Origin of the sequence: Streptomyces sp. NPDC047022, assembly GCF_040644155.1 — a bacterium.
Classification (GTDB): Bacteria; Actinomycetota; Actinomycetes; order Streptomycetales; family Streptomycetaceae; genus Streptomyces.
In genome coordinates this window covers 81,629-97,539 of the sequence record NZ_JBEYVV010000025.1, presented here as the reverse complement: position 1 = coordinate 97,539, position 15,911 = coordinate 81,629, and the positions used below count along the sequence as shown (strand labels likewise).

General features: G+C 71.1%; 18 protein-coding genes. 11 read left to right on the top strand and 7 right to left on the bottom strand.

The annotated features are described in order from the left end of the window. Nucleotides 1–36: 36 nt before the first annotated feature. The gene (locus ABZ845_RS23475; RefSeq protein WP_360982738.1) at nt 37–438 is read right to left on the bottom strand and encodes a hypothetical protein; all 402 of its coding nucleotides are present in this window, start codon (nt 436–438) and stop codon (nt 37–39) included. Between the two features lie 128 nt (nt 439–566). On the opposite strand from ABZ845_RS23475, the gene ABZ845_RS23470 reads away from it, so the two are divergent. Both ABZ845_RS23470 and ABZ845_RS23465 read left to right on the top strand, forming a co-directional pair. Beyond that, nucleotides 567–1,199: a uridine kinase gene (locus ABZ845_RS23470; RefSeq protein ID WP_360982736.1), complete on the top strand. Its 633-nt coding sequence runs from the start codon at nt 567–569 to the stop codon at nt 1,197–1,199. A gap of 427 nt (nt 1,200–1,626) precedes the next feature. Further along, a complete protein-coding gene (locus tag ABZ845_RS23465) occupies nt 1,627–2,664 on the top strand; it encodes a hypothetical protein (protein ID WP_360982734.1) in 1,038 nt (345 codons plus the stop codon). A gap of 142 nt (nt 2,665–2,806) precedes the next feature. Here ABZ845_RS23465 and ABZ845_RS23460 read toward each other — a convergent pair whose 3' ends face one another. Then, on the bottom strand, nt 2,807–3,598 hold the full coding sequence (locus ABZ845_RS23460) for a SigE family RNA polymerase sigma factor (RefSeq protein WP_360982732.1): 792 nt from the start codon (nt 3,596–3,598) through the stop codon (nt 2,807–2,809). A gap of 418 nt (nt 3,599–4,016) precedes the next feature. On the opposite strand from ABZ845_RS23460, the gene afsQ1 reads away from it, so the two are divergent. The 5 genes from afsQ1 (at nt 4,017) to ABZ845_RS23435 (ending at nt 7,793) form a co-directional block, all read left to right on the top strand. Then, a complete protein-coding gene (gene afsQ1 / locus ABZ845_RS23455) occupies nt 4,017–4,694 on the top strand; it encodes a two-component system response regulator AfsQ1 (RefSeq protein WP_360982730.1) in 678 nt (225 codons plus the stop codon). After that, the gene (locus ABZ845_RS23450; protein ID WP_360982728.1) at nt 4,691–6,283 is read left to right on the top strand and encodes a HAMP domain-containing sensor histidine kinase; all 1,593 of its coding nucleotides are present in this window, start codon (nt 4,691–4,693) and stop codon (nt 6,281–6,283) included. The genes afsQ1 and ABZ845_RS23450 overlap by 4 nt, the downstream gene beginning before the upstream one ends. Further along, on the top strand, nt 6,280–6,894 hold the full coding sequence (locus tag ABZ845_RS23445; protein ID WP_360982726.1) for a hypothetical protein: 615 nt from the start codon (nt 6,280–6,282) through the stop codon (nt 6,892–6,894). The genes ABZ845_RS23450 and ABZ845_RS23445 overlap by 4 nt, the downstream gene beginning before the upstream one ends. Before the next feature lie 43 nt (nt 6,895–6,937). After that, nucleotides 6,938–7,489, top strand: a complete 552-nt coding sequence (locus ABZ845_RS23440; protein WP_360982768.1) for a VanZ family protein — start codon at nt 6,938–6,940, stop codon at nt 7,487–7,489. 97 nt (nt 7,490–7,586) lie between these two features. Then, nucleotides 7,587–7,793 (top strand): PspC domain-containing protein, encoded by a 207-nt coding sequence (locus ABZ845_RS23435; RefSeq protein WP_360982724.1) that lies wholly within the window; start codon nt 7,587–7,589, stop codon nt 7,791–7,793. An 80-nt stretch (nt 7,794–7,873) separates the two neighbouring features. Here the strand turns inward: ABZ845_RS23435 and ABZ845_RS23430 are convergent, their stop codons facing one another. Beyond that, on the bottom strand, nt 7,874–8,224 hold the full coding sequence (locus tag ABZ845_RS23430; RefSeq protein ID WP_360982723.1) for an ATP-binding protein: 351 nt from the start codon (nt 8,222–8,224) through the stop codon (nt 7,874–7,876). A 157-nt stretch (nt 8,225–8,381) separates the two neighbouring features. Beyond that, on the bottom strand, nt 8,382–9,536 hold the full coding sequence (locus tag ABZ845_RS23425; RefSeq protein ID WP_360982721.1) for an adenosine deaminase: 1,155 nt from the start codon (nt 9,534–9,536) through the stop codon (nt 8,382–8,384). A gap of 113 nt (nt 9,537–9,649) precedes the next feature. Between ABZ845_RS23425 and ABZ845_RS23420 the strand changes: the two genes are divergently transcribed. After that, nucleotides 9,650–10,411 carry an alpha/beta hydrolase gene (locus tag ABZ845_RS23420; RefSeq protein ID WP_360982719.1) on the top strand — a complete coding sequence of 254 codons (762 nt, stop codon included), beginning with the start codon at nt 9,650–9,652 and terminating at the stop codon, nt 10,409–10,411. A gap of 16 nt (nt 10,412–10,427) precedes the next feature. On the opposite strand, the gene ABZ845_RS23415 is transcribed toward ABZ845_RS23420, so the two are convergent. Then, the gene (locus ABZ845_RS23415) at nt 10,428–11,390 is read right to left on the bottom strand and encodes a LysR family transcriptional regulator (RefSeq protein ID WP_360982717.1); all 963 of its coding nucleotides are present in this window, start codon (nt 11,388–11,390) and stop codon (nt 10,428–10,430) included. A gap of 63 nt (nt 11,391–11,453) precedes the next feature. Here ABZ845_RS23415 and ABZ845_RS23410 point away from each other — a divergent pair, with 63 nt between their 5' ends. Continuing rightward, nucleotides 11,454–12,725: an MFS transporter gene (locus ABZ845_RS23410; RefSeq protein ID WP_360982715.1), complete on the top strand. Its 1,272-nt coding sequence runs from the start codon at nt 11,454–11,456 to the stop codon at nt 12,723–12,725. Between the two features lie 194 nt (nt 12,726–12,919). Next, nucleotides 12,920–13,927 (top strand): sigma-70 family RNA polymerase sigma factor, encoded by a 1,008-nt coding sequence (locus ABZ845_RS23405; RefSeq protein ID WP_360982713.1) that lies wholly within the window; start codon nt 12,920–12,922, stop codon nt 13,925–13,927. Here ABZ845_RS23405 and ABZ845_RS23400 read toward each other — a convergent pair. Beyond that, nucleotides 13,820–14,164, bottom strand: coding sequence for an STAS domain-containing protein (locus ABZ845_RS23400; RefSeq protein ID WP_360982711.1), 345 nt, complete (start codon nt 14,162–14,164; stop codon nt 13,820–13,822). The two genes, ABZ845_RS23405 and ABZ845_RS23400, sit on opposite strands and share 108 nt — an antisense overlap. Nucleotides 14,165–14,346: 182 nt before the next feature. Between ABZ845_RS23400 and ABZ845_RS23395 the strand changes: the two genes are divergently transcribed. After that, nucleotides 14,347–15,267: an AEC family transporter gene (locus tag ABZ845_RS23395; protein ID WP_360982709.1), complete on the top strand. Its 921-nt coding sequence runs from the start codon at nt 14,347–14,349 to the stop codon at nt 15,265–15,267. A 13-nt stretch (nt 15,268–15,280) separates the two neighbouring features. Here the strand turns inward: ABZ845_RS23395 and ABZ845_RS23390 are convergent, their stop codons facing one another. Next, on the bottom strand, nt 15,281–15,856 hold the full coding sequence (locus ABZ845_RS23390; RefSeq protein WP_360982707.1) for a Uma2 family endonuclease: 576 nt from the start codon (nt 15,854–15,856) through the stop codon (nt 15,281–15,283). Nucleotides 15,857–15,911 lie beyond the last annotated feature (55 nt).

The window sequence follows — 15,911 nt, the reverse complement described above, 5'->3', positions numbered from 1 at the left end:
GGCTCTCCGTTCCACGGCCCGGTGCCGACGGAGTGCTCAGTGCACCGCCCCGAGCAGGTTCCCGAGCAAGGGCACACTGCCGAGCGACTGCGCCTCGGCGACCGGCCGGGTCACGGACCGGGACGACAGCGGCTTGAAGTCGGCGAGCTGGGTGCCGATCCCGTTGTCGAGCGGGTCGACACCCGTGCCCGCCAGCGGGTTGGGCTTCAGCCCGGCCACCGGGCCGACGGCGTAGCCGAGCGGCCCCGTCAGCTGCGACAGCCCCGACTGCTGACCGATGCCGCTCATCGACGCGGGCCGTGCGTGCGTCGCGTCGAGCGCCGGGGCGGTGTCCGCCGACGCGGTGGCCGCGCCGGCCGCCAGTGCGGCACCCGCGGTCGCCAGCACGGCGAGGGCCCGCCGCGCGGAAGGGTTCTTGGGTGAGGCGTGTCGTGCCATTGCCGGTGCCACCTTCTCACTGCTCAAAGTAATCATGTCGGCACGAAGGGTAGTTGAGATGTGATGTGCGCTCCAACGTTGACCCGCGGGGTCGGCGCGGTGCACTGCATGCGTCAAACTGGTGTCTCGTGAGTCTCCATCCCCCGGCCCCCGCCCGCGTCGTCCTGCTGTGCGGCCCCTCCGGCTCCGGCAAGTCCCTCGTCGCCGCCCTCTCCGGCCTGCCCGTGCTGCGGCTCGACGACTTCTACAAGGAGGGCGACGACCCGACGCTGCCGCTGGTGGAGGAGAGTTCGGACATCGACTGGGACCACCCCGAGTCGTGGGACGCGGAGGTCGCGGTCAAGGCGATCGCCGAACTGTGCGCCACGGGCCGCACGAGGGTGCCGGTGTACGACATCGCGAAGAGCGCGCGTACGGGCGAGGAGTCGCTGTGCATCGACCGTACGCCCGTGTTCATCGCGGAGGGCGTCTTCGCCGCGGAGATCGTGGAACAGTGCCGTGAGCTCGGGGTCCTGGCCGATGCGCTGTGCCTGACTCGGGGGCCGCTGAAGACGTTCCGGCGCCGGTTCGTGCGTGATCTCAGGGAAGGGCGCAAGTCGGTGCCGTTCCTGCTGCGGCGGGGGTGGCGGCTGATGCGGGCGGAGCGGTCGATCGTGGCTCGGCAGGTGGCGCTCGGGGCGTACGGGTGCGACCGGGACGAGGCACTCAGCCGTTTGACCGCGGCTGCGGCGGGGCGGCGGGGGGTTGCCCTGCGCGCGTGAGCGCTCCGCTTGGGGTGGGGCGTCGACGGCGGGTGCGTGGGGGTTTTGCGCAGTTCCCCGCGCCCCTGCCGGGATCGCTCCGCCATGTCTTCGACTGCGGGTGCGTGGGGGTTTTGCGCGGTTCCCCGCGCCCCTGTCGGGGTCGCACCGCCGCGTCTTCGACTGCGGGTGTGTGGGTGGGTTTGCGCAGTTCCCCGCGCCCCTGCCGGGATCGCTCCGCCATGTCTTCGACTGCGGGTGCGTGGGGGTTTTGCGCAGTTCCCCGCGCCCCTGTCGCGATCGCACCGCCACGTCTTCGACTGCCGGTGCGTGGGGGATTTGCGCGGTTCGCCGTGCTGCTTTCGGGGGTTGGCGGGGGGTGTGGTGGGCTGTAACTGCCTTGGCTCGGCGGTGACTTCGTGATTTGGTGTCGATATAGGGTGCCCGGGTGACACATGAGACGGATGGGGCGTTCGCGGGGGCTGTTGCGGGGTTCGTGGATGCGGTGCATGCACGGGATCCGGAGGCAACAGGGCGCGCTTTCGCGGGGCTGCGGGAGGGCTTCGGGCAGGCCGGGCCCTGGGAGATCCAGGAGGGCGGGCCCCGGCTCGCGGAGGTGCTGGAGCAGGTGCCGCCCGGGCCGCGTGGAGTGGTCGCGGTGATCGTCGGCGCGTGCGTGGAGCGCGGTGCCGACCCACTGCGCACCGCGCCCGGTCTGTTCGACGGGTTGCGGGCCACGCTTGAGGACGCCCTGGAGTTCTGCGCGCGCTGGGCCGACGGCGGCGGCGACAAGATTCCCGAGCCCGACGACAGCGGCTTCCCGCCGCCGGACATCGTCGCCATCACCGGTGTCCAGCCCGCCGAAGCCTGGTGGAGTCTGCCGCAGTGGCAGATGGCGGCCCTCGCCCACCTCAACCACAAGGCCGCGCGTCTGCGGCTGGACGGCGAGCGCCGGCGGGAGGCGCTGGCCCTGCTCGCCCGCCTCTCCCAGGCGTCCGACTCAGACGCGTTCAAGGGCCTGGCGTACGCGCTGCGCGTCCTGGACGACGAACCGCTTGTCGCCCTGCACCGGGAGAGCGGCACCGGTTACCTGCTGCGCATGTCAGGGATCGGCGACACCTTCCAGCTGCACACGCTGCTCGCGGACGCGCTGGCCGGCGGCGGACACGTCCCGGGACACGCTCCGTCGGCTCAGGAGGTCGCCGTGTGCCGGGATGCCCCGGGGCAGGTGCTGACGACCGGGACCTTCAATCTCGTGGCTCCGGACGGCAGCTGGATCTGGAACGAGGGCGACCCTTCCGACATACCCGTGGTGGGCGGGGTACGGCTGCTGGTCCTGGATCCGCCCCCGTACCCGCGCAGCTGGCCCGCCGGACGGTTCTTCCCCGGAATGCCCGGGAACCTCCTACTGGAGCGGCGGCTCACCCCTCAGGAGGCTGCCGGCTGGTTCGCGCACGTGGCTCCCGCGGCGGCGTACGGCGGATAGCGCCGCGTCCGCACGCGAAAGCGGGACTGGATGGACCCCCCGATCCTCCAGCCCCGCTCTCTCGTGCTCCCCCGTGGTTCCCCCCGGAACCACTCCCCCGTGTTCCCCCTGGTGGTGCTTCCCCCGTGTTCCCCCCGATCCCTCAGGCGACGAGCTCGCCGAAGGACTCCTCCTCGTCACGGCCGAAGCTGAGGGCCTCGTCGTCGCGCAGCCGGCGGAGTGACCGCCAGATGCTGGACTTGACCGTGCCGACGCTGATGTCGAGGATCTCCGCGATCTCCGGGTCCGTGCGGCCCTCGTAGTACCGAAGGACCAGCATGGTGCGCTGGAGTTCGGGCAGCCGGGTGAGCGCCTGCCACAGCACGGCGCGCAGCTCGGTGCCGCGCATCGCGTCCGTGTCACCGGCGGTCTCCGGCAGCTCCTCGGTCGGGTACTCGTTCAGCTTGCGGCGGCGCCACGCGCTGATGTGCAGGTTGGTCATCGTTCGCCGCAGGTACCCGCCCACGGCCGCCTTGTCGCTGATCCGGTCCCACGCCCGGTAGGTCGAGAACAGCGCGCTCTGCAGCAGGTCCTCGGCCTCGAAGCGGTCGCCGGTCAGGTGGTAGGCGGTGGCGTACAGGGAGGCACGCCGCTCCTCGACGTAGGCGGTGAACTCCGCCTCCGACGCCGAGTGACGCTCCCTCGAGACCTCCCCGTACGCGGCTCCCCCGTGAGCCTCCTCCGCCCTGCTTCCCCCCGTGAAGGCGTCAACCACCGTCATGTACGCGGTGTGCTGACGCCCGGCGCCGCGAGCGCATCCCCGCCCTCCCCCGAGCTCTCGACTGCGCTCGAGCAGGGAAGTACCCCCGCCGACACCGGACTTCTCATTGCTCCGGGTCACGTCGTGCAGACGCGTGACAACCGCGCTCGTGCTGGTGCTGTGCAGCGTGTTCATCTCGCGCCCCCCGTCGTGGAGTCCCCGGTGTCCGTGCGGCCTTGCTTGTGCCGAAAAGCTTGCCGGGGCCACTTCATGGCCGTGTCCGCCGACTGTCACAGGGCTGTCACAGGGGCTGTCCCCAGTCGTGTCAATGCCTCTTCACAGCCGAGAGCCCTATGGCCGACGGAGGGCAGCCCCGTGGCCACGGACCGTGCACCGCGTCCTTCGGCCCGCCGCCTCGGGGAAGGAACGCCGCAACGGTGCCGGACGTGCGCCCATCGGCCGATCCGGGCGGTCGGCCGATCGGACCGTCGGCGTCCGGGAACCGTCGGCCCGGCCTTCGCCCGGTGGCGCGGACGCTCCGAAGGACCCGGCAATCCGAACAAACGTCGGGGGAGGTCGAAAGGCGGCCACGGCATGGGCCAGAATGGCACCTGTGCCTTCCCTGTTGCTGATCGAGGACGACGACGCCATCCGAACGGCCCTGGAGCTCTCACTGACGCGCCAGGGACACCGTGTGGCCACCGCTGCCACCGGCGAGGACGGTCTCAAGCTGCTGCGCGAACAGCGGCCCGACCTGATCGTGCTGGACGTGATGCTGCCCGGCATCGACGGATTCGAGGTGTGCCGGCGCATCCGGCGCACCGACCAGCTGCCGATCATTCTGCTGACCGCGCGCAGTGACGACATCGACGTCGTGGTCGGGCTGGAGTCCGGCGCGGACGACTACGTCGTCAAGCCCGTGCAGGGGCGGGTGCTCGACGCCCGCATCCGGGCCGTGCTGCGGCGCGGCGAGCGCGAGGCCAGCGACTCTGCGTCGTTCGGCAACGTCGTCATCGACCGGTCGGCGATGACCGTCACCAAGAACGGTGAGGATCTGCAGCTCACCCCGACCGAGCTGCGGCTGCTCCTGGAACTGAGCCGACGGCCCGGGCAGGCCCTGTCCCGCCAGCAGCTGCTGCGCCTGGTGTGGGAGCACGACTACCTGGGCGACTCCCGGCTCGTCGACGCCTGTGTGCAGCGGCTGCGCGCCAAGGTCGAGGACGTCCCGTCGTCGCCCACGCTGATCCGCACGGTCCGCGGTGTCGGATACCGGCTGGACACCCCTCAGTGACCGACGCGCCAGGGGGACTCCGCGGCTGGGCCGCGGGGCGGAAGACCGCACTGTCACGACTCCGCTTCACCAGCCTGAGGCTGCGCCTGGTCGTGGTCTTCGGGCTGGTGGCACTGACCGCCGCCGTGTCGGCGTCCGGGATCGCCTACTGGCTCAACCGCGAGGCGGTGCTCACCCGTACCCAGGACGCGGTGCTGCGCGACTTCCAGCAGGAGATGCAGAACCGGGCGAGTTCGCTGCCGGTGCACCCGACGCAGGACGAGCTCCAGCACACCGCCGGGCAGATGGCGAACAGCAGCCAGCGGTTCAGCGTGCTGCTGGTCGCGACGGACGAGCAGGGCAAGACCGTGGTGGGCAAGTCCGACCTGGACACCTTCACCCTGGAGGACGTGCCGAAGTCGCTCCAGAAGGCGGTGGAAAAACAGCAGCGGGTGTCCCCGGACGACAAGGACGGCAAGTCCGCCTACCGCCTGTACTGGCAGCGGATCGACCAGAACGGCAAGCCGTACCTGGTGGGCGGTGCCAAGGTCATCGGCGGTGGCCCCACCGGCTACATGCTCAAGTCCCTGGAGCCCGAGGCCAAGGACCTCAACTCGCTCGCCTGGTCGCTGGGGATCGCGACCGGACTCGCCCTGATCGGCTCGGCGCTGCTCGCACAGGCCGCCGCCACCACCGTGCTGAAGCCGGTCCACCGGCTCGGCATCGCCGCCCGGCGCCTCGGCGAGGGCGAGCTGGACACCCGGCTGCGTGTGTCCGGCACCGATGAACTGGCCGAACTGTCGCGGACGTTCAACCGCACCGCGGAGGCCCTGGAGAAGAAGGTCGCGGACATGAGCGCCCGCGACGAGGCATCCCGCCGCTTCGTCGCGGACATGTCCCACGAGCTGCGTACCCCGCTCACCGCCATCACGGCCGTCACCGAGGTCCTGGAGGAGGAGCTGGACGCGGAGACGGGCGGCATCGACCCGATGATCGAGCCGGCCGTACGGCTCGTGGTCAGCGAGACCCGGCGGTTGAACGACCTCGTCGAGAACCTCATGGAGGTCACCCGCTTCGACGCGGGAACCGCCCGGCTGGTCCTGGACTACGTGGACATCGCGGACCAGATCACCGCGTGCATCGACGCCCGCGCCTGGCTGGACGCCGTCGACCTGGACGCCGAACGCGGCCTCATGGCGCGGCTCGACCCTCGCCGGCTCGACGTGATCCTGGCCAACCTGATCGGCAACGCGCTCAAGCACGGCGGCTCCCCCGTACGCGTCATGGTGCGCGAGGAGGGCGAGGACCTCCTCATCAAGGTGCGGGACCACGGCCCCGGCATCCCGGAGGACGTGCTGCCGCATGTCTTCGACCGCTTCTACAAGGCGAGCGCCTCCCGTCCGCGCTCCGAGGGCAGCGGCCTCGGCCTGTCCATCGCGCTGGAGAACGCGCACATTCACGGCGGCGAGATCACCGCCGCCAACTCACCCGACGGCGGGGCGGAGTTCACGCTGCGCCTGCCGCGCGACGCGTCGGCGCTGGTCGAGGAGGAGAAGCGGAACGGGGACAGGAACGGAAGCGGTAACGGCGCGGAAGGGCACGCCCGATGAAAGTACGTGGCGTACGCCCCTGGCTCGCCGTCCCGCTGCTGGCCGCGACGCTGGCCGGCTGCGGCATCCGACCCACCCAGGTGCCGACGGACTTCGGTCCCGCGCCGTCCCGGATGCCGTGCGCGCTGTCCGGCGCGGACCTGACGGCCCAGGCGGGGCGCGGGATCCCGGTCCAGGTCTTCCTGCTGTGCTCCTCGCAACTGGTGACGGTGGACCGTGCCGTGCGCATCCCGGACGTCCCGGCCGAGGCGCTGCGCCGGGTGCTGGTGGCCCAGGGACTGCTGGACCAGCTCGCCGCCAAGCCGTCCCCCGCGGAGACGCAGGCGGGGTACGCGTCGAGCGTGACCGTCGGCATGAAGGTGAGCGGACCGCGCGACAAGGACCCGTCCGACACGTTCCGGCTGAACACCCGGCTCCGGGACCTCACCCCGTACGCCCTCGCGCAGATCGTCTGCACCTTCGCCAACTCGGAGGCGACGGCCGCGGACGACGGCAGAGTCGTGCTCGGCGGCCCGGACGAACAGCCGCTGCGCCGCTACGAGTGCACCACGGACGTACGGTCCCACCCGGGCGATGAGCAGCCGTCGTCCACCGAGGTCGCCGCGGAGTGAGCGCGTGGGAACCGGAAGTGCCGTGGGCCGCGTCTTGGGGGGCGTGCAGCGTCAAGGCTCAGACGGCGGCAGCGCCGCGTTCCGCGTCCGTGTGGCAGGGGGTGTCCTCCTCGTCGCACACCTCGCGCTCGTCGCCTGGATCACGCTGCGCCCGCTGGACGTCCCCTGGGTGATGCCCCCCAATCTGCATCCGCTGGCCACGGTCAGAGCCGATCTCGCGCTGGGCTGGCCGGAGGCGGCACGCCGCATCGGAAGGGGCCTCGCGCTGCTCGCGCCGCTCGGGGTGCTGCTTCCGATGGCGGGGGGCCGGATCGACGTCTCGCCGTTCGCCTCCCTCGTCCGCACGGTCGCCGCGGGCACCCTGATCTCCCTGGGTATCGAGCTGCTCCAGACCGGGGTGCCGGGTCAGGTCGTGGACATCGACTCGATCCTGCTCAGCGCGGTCGGCGTGGCACTGGCCCATCTCCTGGTCGTACCGGCGGCGCGGCACCGGCTCCGCCGCCGGGTCGAGCACCGGCGCCGGGCCGCCCTCCCCCGGGAGGAGCCGTCTCAGGGGAGGACCCCGACGATTCCCAGGGTCGGTATGGCCCCGTAGGGCGACGCTTCGCCCCCTTCGTCCCCGTAGCGTGAATCACGTCGAACGCGCCCGAGGCGCCAAGCACTCGATACGGACACTCGCGAAGGAGCTACCCATGACCGCCCTTGCTCGCCCCACCCACGGACGGATGATCGGCGGAGTGTGCGCCGCGCTGGCACGGCGCTTCGGCACGTCCGCGACGACGATGCGCGTGATCTTCCTGCTGTCGTGCCTGCTGCCGGGCCCTCAGTTCCTGCTCTACATCGCGCTGTGGATCCTGTTCCCGTCGGAGGACCAGGCGGACGCGCACGCGGCCTGGTGACAAACCGCTCCGCCCGCGCACCCGCACACAGAAGGGCGCCCCGGACCGGGGCGCCCTTCTGCTGTCACGGATGCGGCGATTCAGCCCACCGGGATTCCGTTCACCGGCAGGCCGTGCGTGGGCAGGCTCCCGACCGGCAGTCCGCCGAGCAGTCCGGAGACCGGCTTGGTGGGCCCCTCGGTCACGGCCTGGTGGGCGATCGGCATGCCGACGGCAGCCACCTGGCCGAGGGCGTTCTGCCCCTGGCCGAGCGCCTCGCCCGCGCCGGGCAGGATCCCGGCGATGTTGCCCGTCGGCAGCGCCTGGGTGGCGGTGTCCAGCCCCGGGGCGTCCGGGAGGGCCGGGGCGGCGCTCGCGACACCCGCGCCGGCGGCGGCGAAGGCGGCACCGAGAGCGGCGACACCGAGGGTCCTTGCGGCAGACTGCTTCATGATGAACGCGTCCTTGGTTCCGATGGTTGCGATGGTCCCGATGGCCCCGATGACGGGGACGTGAGCGACCCAGAACCGTAAACACGCGAAACGAGGCTCCGCAAACACCGGAAAACGGCCGGGAAATCGCCTCCCGGCCGCTTCCGCAACGGTCCCGTCAGCGGTCGGAGTCGACAGAACCGCTGGTGGAGGCGGCGTCCCTGAACAGCCATTCGGACTTCAATTCGGCGTAGCCCGGCTTGATGACGTCATTGATCATCGCCAGTCGTTCATCGAAAGGAATGAATGCTGACTTCATAGCATTGACGGAGAACCATTGGAGATCATCGAGCGTGTAGCCGAATGAGTCGACCAGGTGGTCGAATTCCTGGCTCATGCTCGTCCCCGACATCAGACGGTTGTCCGTGTTCACGGTGGCACGGAAGTGCAGCCGCCGCAGCAGCCCGATCGGGTGATCGGCATACGAGTCCGCGGCGCCGGTCTGGAGGTTGGAGCTGGGGCACAGCTCCAGCGGGATGCGCTTGTCGCGCACGTACGAGGCCAGACGTCCGAGCTTCACCGAGCCGTCGTCGAGGACCTGGATGTCGTCGATGATGCGCACCCCGTGCCCGAGACGGTCGGCGCCGCACCACTGCAGGGCCTGCCAGATGGAGGGCAGTCCGAAGGCTTCACCGGCGTGGATGGTGAAGTGGTTGTTCTCGCGCTTGAGGTACTCGAAGGCGTCGAGGTGCCGGGTGGGAGGGTAACCGGCCTCGGCACCGGCGATGTCGAAGCCGACGACGCCCAGGTCCCGGTAGCGGTTGGCCAGTTCGGCGATCTCCAGCGCGCGGGCCGCGTGCCGCATGGCGGTGAGCAGCGCGCCGACCCGGATGCGCCGACCGCTCTCCCTGGCCCGCTGCTCGCCCTGACGGAAGCCCTCGTTGACGGCCTCGACGACCTCTTCGAGGCTGAGCCCGCCCTCGAGGTGCTGCTCGGGCGCGTAGCGCACCTCGGCGTAGACCACCCCGTCCTCGGCGAGGTCCTCGGCGCACTCGGCGGCCACGCGCACCAGTGCCTCGCGGGTCTGCATCACGCCGACGGTGTGGGAGAAGGTCTCCAGGTACCGCTCGAGGGATCCCGAGTCGGCGGCCTCCCGGAACCAGACGCCGAGCTTCTCCGGGTCGGTCTCGGGGAGGTGTGAATAGCCCGTGTCACCGGCGAGTTCGACGATCGTGCCGGGGCGCAGGCCACCGTCGAGGTGGTCGTGGAGCAGGACCTTGGGAGCCCGGCGGATCTGATCCCGGTTCGGGGTGTTCTGGTGCTGGCTCGTCATTTCCGCACCATAGACCCTACGCGCGTAGAACTCGACGTACGACGAGACGTCGATACCCAAAGGTGACCCTCACGCCAGGTTTCGTACACCGTTGCTTCTGACACTGTTCTGTCATGGCACACCAAGTGACGCCGGTTCGCAGGGCCCGGCTGGGGAGGGCGCTCGGCCCGGAGTCGATGGCGGTGAGCGGCGCGGTGCTGCTGCTCCCGGGCGGCGACGAGGTCTCCGCCCGCAGACCGTACCCGCTGATGGCCGCCGCCTCCGTGCGAGCCCTCGGCCGCCGGCTGGCGCGGGCGGGGCGGGAAGAAGGCCTGGTCACCCACGTGGTGCACTACCGCTACCGCGGCTGGAACGGCAGCGAGGCGCATCTGGCGCAGGACGCCTCCTGGGCCGCCGACGAGATCGTGCGCCGCTACGGAGACGTGCCGGTCTGTCTGGTCGGGGCCGGCATGGGCGGCCGGGCGGCGCTGCGCGCGGCCGGGCACACGGCCGTCAACTCGGCGTTCGTCATGGCCCCTTGGCTGCCCGAGGAGGACATGGCCGCATCGCCCGAACCGGTGAAACAGCTCGACGGGCGGCAGGTGCTGATCGTGCACGGCACCAATGACGAGCGCACGGACCCGGAACTGTCGTTCCGCCTGGCCGCGCGGGCGAAGAAGGCCAACCGGCATGTCTGCCGCTTCGAAGTGCACGCGGACGGCCATGGACTGCATCAGTACCGGTCCGAAGTGCACGCGCTGGCAGAGGATTTCGTGCTGGGCACGTTGTTCGGGCGGGCGTTCTCCCGTCCGGTGCAGGACGCGCTGGCGGCCCCGCCGCCGCTGGGTCTGAGGATGCCGCTCGCCGCGGGGTTCGGGCGGTCGCTGCGGAAGTGAGCGCCGGGTTCTGTCGTCAGTCGGGCAGCAGGCGTCCCCGCCTGGACAGCAGGAACCTCTTGAAGGCCGCGACCGGGGGCGTGTCGACCTGCCCCTCCCGCCAGGCGACGCCGATCTCGCGGACCGCCCGCGGCGCGGTGACCGTGAGTTCCACGACGCCCGGGCGCGGCACCGCCGGCGGGGGCAGCAGGGCCACGCCGAGCCCGGCCGCGACCAGGCCCCGCAGGGTCTCCGCCTCCTCGCCCTCGAAGGCGATCCTTGGCCGGAACCCGGCCTCACGGCACACGGCGTCGGTGATGCGGCGCAGCCCGTAGCCGGGTTCGAGGGTCACGAACGTCTCGTCGGCGGCTTCGGCGAGGCGGATGCGCCTGCGGCCCGCGAGCCGGTGGTCCGCGGGCACCACGAGACGCAGCTTCTGTTCGTCGAGGCGGCGGGCGACCAGGTCGGGGGCGTCCGGCACCGGCGAGGTGAGGCACAGGTCGAGCTCCCCGGCCCGCAGCCGTTCGAGCATCGCCTCGCCGTAGTTCTGGACGAGGCTGAAGCGGATGCGCGGGTGGTCGGCACGGAAGGCGTGGATGAGTCCGGGCACGGTCTCGGCGCCCATGGTGTGCAGAAAGCCGAACGCGACCTTGCCGCCGGCCGGGTCCGCGTCCGCGCGCGCTTCCTCGGCGGCCCGTCCGATCTCCGCGAGGGCACGCTCGACGGAGGCGAGGAAGGTCCGTCCCACGGGAGTGAGCGAGACCGTACGGCCGCGGCGGGCGAACAGGTCGACGCCCAGGTCCTGTTCGAGCCTGACCAGCGCGCGGGACAGGGTCGACTGCGGGACCTGCATCTCCTGCGCGGCGCGCGTGACGTGCTCGGTGCGGGCCACGCCCGCGAAGTACGCCAGGCGCGGCACGAGTGACATGACGATGTCTTCCGCGTCACTTGTGTCACTGAACGATGACAGGCCCGCGTCCGACCTCTGCTGATGCACCATGGGAACGATTATGGGGTTTCTGTGCATTGGACGGATGAACGGCACGGTCCGTACTTTCGAATCATGCCTGCCGCCGATACCGGGGCGTCCACCGTCGTGGGCGCCGATGCCTCAGCAGTTCCTTCCGCCGACTCCCGTATGACCCCGGGTGGCCCCGGCTACCGCCGGATGAGCCTCGCCCTCTTCCTCGCCGGAGTGGCGACCTTCGCCCTCCTCTACTCCACGCAGGCCCTGCTGCCCCTCGTCTCCCACGACTACGGTGTGACGGCGAGCGCGGCGAGCTGGACCGTGTCGGCGGCCACGGGCGGTCTCGCGCTGTTCGTCCTCCCCATGAGCGCGCTGTCCGAGCGGTTCGGACGGCGTACGGTGATGACCGCGTCGCTGGCGGTCGCGGTGACGGTCGGACTGCTGGTCCCCTTCGCGCCGTCGCTCGGGGCGCTGATCGCCCTGCGGGCCGTGCAGGGAGCGGCACTGGCCGGGCTGCCCGCCTCGGCGACCGCGTATCTGGCCGAGGAGGTCAGCCCCAAGGCGCTGATCACGGCGATCGGCCTGTTCGTGGCCGGCAACAGCGTCGGTGGGATGAGCGGCCGGGTGATCACCGGCTGGGTCGCTCAGGAGTGGGGCTGGCGGGTCTCCGTCGGCACGGTCGGCGTCATCGCCCTCGCCTGCGCGGTGGCCTTCCGGCTGCTGCTTCCGGCGCCCAGGAACTTCCGGCCGGGTTCGCTGCGCCCGCGGGTCCTGGCCCGCACGGTCAGCGACCACCTGGCCAATCCGCTGCTGCGCCGGCTCTACGCCATCGGCGCCCTGTTCATGATGGTGTTCGGCGGCGTGTACACGGTGATCGGCTACCGCCTGACGGAGGAGCCGTTCGGGCTGCCGCAGGGCATCATCGGCTCGATCTTCCTGGTGTATCTGGTGGGCACGGTCTCGGCCTCCACGGCGGGCCGGCTGGTGAGCCGGATGGGCCGCCGCGGGGCGCTCTACCTGGCGGCCGGTACGACGACGTCGGGTCTGCTGCTGTCCCTGGCGCAGTCCCTGCCGCTCGTCCTGCTGGGCCTCGTCCTGATCACGGCGGGCTTCTTCGCGGGCCATGCGGTGGCGTCCTCCGCGGTGAGCCACACCGCGAGGCAGGGGCGCGCCCAGGCGTCCGCCCTCTACCAGTCGGCGTACTACATCGGTTCCAGCACCGGCAGCACGCTCGGCGCGGTGGCCTTCCACGCCGGCGGCTGGGGCGGGACGGTGGGCATGGGCGTGCTGGCGGTGGCCGGCGTCCTGACGATCACCGTGTTCGGGTCGCGGGCCGCTCGGGTCGAGCGCCGTCTCGCGACGGCCTGACGGGGAGCGTGTCGCTCGGTCGACCGATTCCGCGAGATGGCGCGCGTGCCGGGTTCACGCACCGTCCCGTGAGAGGGCACCTGCCCTCCCGGGGCGGCCTTTCCCCGTCCAGGGGCCTTTGTCAGTGGCCTGCTGTAGCTTCCGGAGTGCTGGGGCGCGATGGAGCGCGACAGGGACGGCCGCAGGGGTGGACCATGGGTGACGGCACGGCGACGGCACAGGACCTCGACGTCCGGCTGGAGAGGCACCGCGTCGAACTGACCGGGTACTGCTACCGCATGCTCGGTTCCGCCTTCGAGGCCGAGGACGCGGTGCAGGACACGCTGGTCCGCGCCTGGCGGAGCTACGACAGATTCGAGGGCCGGTCCTCGCTGCGCTCGTGGCTGTACCGGATCGCGACGAACGTCTGCCTGGACATGCTGAGCGCGGGCGGCAAGAGGGCCCGCCCGATGGATCTGACCGACTCCACCCCGCTGGCCCGGGCCGCGCTCGCGCCGCGCCCGGACAGCACATGGCTGGAGCCGATGCCGGACGGCCGTGTCCTGCCGCCGGTGAGCGACCCTGCCGAGGCCGCGGTGGCGAAGGAGTCGGTACGGCTGGCTTTCATGGCGGCTCTTCAGCAGTTGCCGCCCAGACAGCGCGCGGTGCTCATCCTGCGCGAGGTGCTGGCCTGGAAGGCGAGCGAGGCGGCCGAGCTGCTCGGCACCTCGGTCGCCTCGGTCAACAGCGCGCTCCAGCGGGCTCGCGCCACGCTGGCGGAAAGGGGCGGTGAGGCCGCCGAGGCCTCCGTCTCCGATCCGCTGGACGACGAGCAGCGAAAGCTCCTGGAGCGCTATGTCTCGGCGTTCGAGGGTTACGACATGACCGCGCTGACGGCCCTGCTGCACGAGGACGCGGTGATGACGATGCCGCCGTTCGACCTGTGGCTGCGTGGCACGGCGGACATCACGGGATTCATGACGACGCTGGGCGCCGCCTGCGCGGGCTCGCGGCTGGTGCCGGTCACGGCCAACGGCCTGCCGGGCTTCGCGCAGTACAAGCCGGACCCGGACACGGGGCACTTCACGGCCTGGGCCGTCCAGGTCCTGGAGATATCAGACGGCAGGATCCACGGGTTCCACTGCTTCCTGGATACGGCGCGCTGGTTCCCGCTGTTCGGCCTGTCCCTCCAGCTCGATGGGGAGGCCGACAAGGCCGAGTAGGGCCCGCAGGGCAGGGGCGGTGCCACGCAGCCGTAGGCGGCCCCCGGCCCGCAGGGCCCCCAACTGGAGCCGGGCCAGCAGGTCCACGGCGGCCAGGCCCGGGGTCTCCAGCGCGGCGACGTCGCACACGACGACTCCGGCGCCGCCGGACTCCAGCAGAACCCGCACGTCGTCTCCCAGCCGCTCCGCCTCCTCGGGGCCGACCGCGGAGGGCAGCGCCAGTACGGGCGGTGTCATGGCATCCACGGTCGGTAGACCTCGTACGCGCACGGAACTCATCGGGGGACGCGACACCGGCGTGCGGCGCGCCGAAGATCACATTGACCAGGCCGCAACCGGCCGCAGAGAGTTGGCTGTGTGGCGCACGCATCGGACCGACCCGCGATACCCGGCCGTCTCCTCCGCCCCAAGGAGGCCCCGTGGAAGGGGTGTTGACGGGTTTCGCGGTCATCGCGGCCGTCATCGGGGTGGGCTACCTGATCGGGCTGCGCGGCTACCTCGGGGACAACGGACAGGAGGTGCTCACCAAGCTCGCCTTCCATGTGGCCACGCCCGCGCTGCTGTTCACGATCCTCGCGAAGGCGGACCTGTCCGTCGTCTTCTCCAGCAGGCTGCTGGTCACCGCGATGAGCACGGCCGCGGTCGCCGGGGTCTTCGTCGTCTTCGGCATCCTGGGCCACTGGGGCGTCGGACGCACCACCATCGGCGCTCTGTGCTCCAGTTACGTCAACTCCGGGAACCTCGGGATCCCGATCGCCGTGTATGTCCTCGGCGATGCCTCGCTCGTCGCGCCGGTCCTGCTGTTCCAGGTGCTCGTGGTCTCGCCGATCGCCCTCACCGTGCTGGACCTCGCGAGCCAGGTCGACAAGGGCCCGCTGTGGCGGCGGCTGCTCACACCTCTGCGCAATCCGATCGCCGTCGGCCCGCTGGCCGGCGTGGTGGTGTCCGCGATCGGGGTGAAGGTGCCCGCGCCGGTGATGGAGCCGCTCACCCTCATCGGGAACATATCCGTCCCCGCGGTCCTGCTGGCCTACGGGATCTCCCTGCGCGGAAGCACATCGCCGGGCCGCGGCCACGAACGCCGGCCGGTGCTGCTCTCGGTCGCCCTGAAGTCGGTGGGCCAGCCCGTCGTGGCCTGGGCCCTGGCGGTGAGCGTCTTCGGGCTGCACGGCGCCCCGCTCCTGGACGTGGTGGTCACCTCCGCGCTGCCCGCCGCGCAGAATCTCTTCACCTACGCCTCCCGCTACGGCGTCGCCGAGACACTCGCCCGGGAGTCCATCCTGCTCTCCACGATCCTGTCGGTACCCGCGCTGGTGGTGATCGCGGCCCTGCTCGGCTGACCCCGGCGGAGCGTCAGGGAACCGGAAGAATTCCGGTGTCCAGGTCGAGGTCGAACGGCGCGGGCAGACTGATCTTCTCCCCGTACTCGACCGAGTCCAGAACACGATAGGTGCCGCTCTCGGGCACCCCGTAGAGCGTCGCCGTGGGGCGACCGCTGTGCCAGGGGTCCAGAAGGAGGCACAGCGGGACCCCGGCTCGGGCGTAGCCATGGACCTTCTTGATGCGGTCGTGGTTGGCGTTGCTCGGTGAGGTGACCTCGACCACCAGCTCCGCCTCACTGGCATGCACGCGCTGGCCCCGCCGCAGGGCAGCTCTGGGGACGACACACAGATCGGGCATGAAAATCCCGCCTGTTTCGGGAACTGTCAGCCCCAGCGTCTGATAGATCCCGCAGCCTTCGGGGACCACGGCGTACAGACGCTGATGAAGCAGTTCGACCGCGTCGTTGTGCTCTTCGGACTGCGGAGGCGACACGGTGACGACCCCTTCGATGATCTCCACCTTGCCGCCCTCAGGAGCGTCCGTTTCCTCCCAGACACGGACGATCGCGTCCCAGCCCGACTCGGGCTCGGCGTCGAGTGCGCTCATGGCGGTGTCTCCTATCGGTACGTCACCGATCCCAGCATGCCGAACGGGACCGGTG

Bases quoted from the DNA above. Each gene is read 5' to 3' on its own strand.
- ABZ845_RS23435 (WP_360982724.1), top strand. From the start codon at position 7,587: ATGACCGCCCTTGCTCGCCCCACCCACGGACGGATGATCGGCGGAGTG.
- ABZ845_RS23430 (WP_360982723.1), bottom strand. From the start codon at position 8,224: ATGAAGCAGTCTGCCGCAAGGACCCTCGGTGTCGCCGCTCTCGGTGCC.
- ABZ845_RS23475 (WP_360982738.1), bottom strand. From the start codon at position 438: ATGGCACGACACGCCTCACCCAAGAACCCTTCCGCGCGGCGGGCCCTC.
- ABZ845_RS23415 (WP_360982717.1), bottom strand. From the start codon at position 11,390: ATGGTGCATCAGCAGAGGTCGGACGCGGGCCTGTCATCGTTCAGTGAC.
- ABZ845_RS23460 (WP_360982732.1), bottom strand. From the start codon at position 3,598: ATGAACACGCTGCACAGCACCAGCACGAGCGCGGTTGTCACGCGTCTG.
- ABZ845_RS23405 (WP_360982713.1), top strand. From the start codon at position 12,920: ATGGGTGACGGCACGGCGACGGCACAGGACCTCGACGTCCGGCTGGAG.
- ABZ845_RS23425 (WP_360982721.1), bottom strand. From the start codon at position 9,536: ATGACGAGCCAGCACCAGAACACCCCGAACCGGGATCAGATCCGCCGG.
- ABZ845_RS23400 (WP_360982711.1), bottom strand. From the start codon at position 14,164: ATGACACCGCCCGTACTGGCGCTGCCCTCCGCGGTCGGCCCCGAGGAG.
- ABZ845_RS23410 (WP_360982715.1), top strand. From the start codon at position 11,454: ATGCCTGCCGCCGATACCGGGGCGTCCACCGTCGTGGGCGCCGATGCC.
- ABZ845_RS23390 (WP_360982707.1), bottom strand. From the start codon at position 15,856: ATGAGCGCACTCGACGCCGAGCCCGAGTCGGGCTGGGACGCGATCGTC.
- ABZ845_RS23445 (WP_360982726.1), top strand. From the start codon at position 6,280: ATGAAAGTACGTGGCGTACGCCCCTGGCTCGCCGTCCCGCTGCTGGCC.
- ABZ845_RS23420 (WP_360982719.1), top strand. From the start codon at position 9,650: ATGGCACACCAAGTGACGCCGGTTCGCAGGGCCCGGCTGGGGAGGGCG.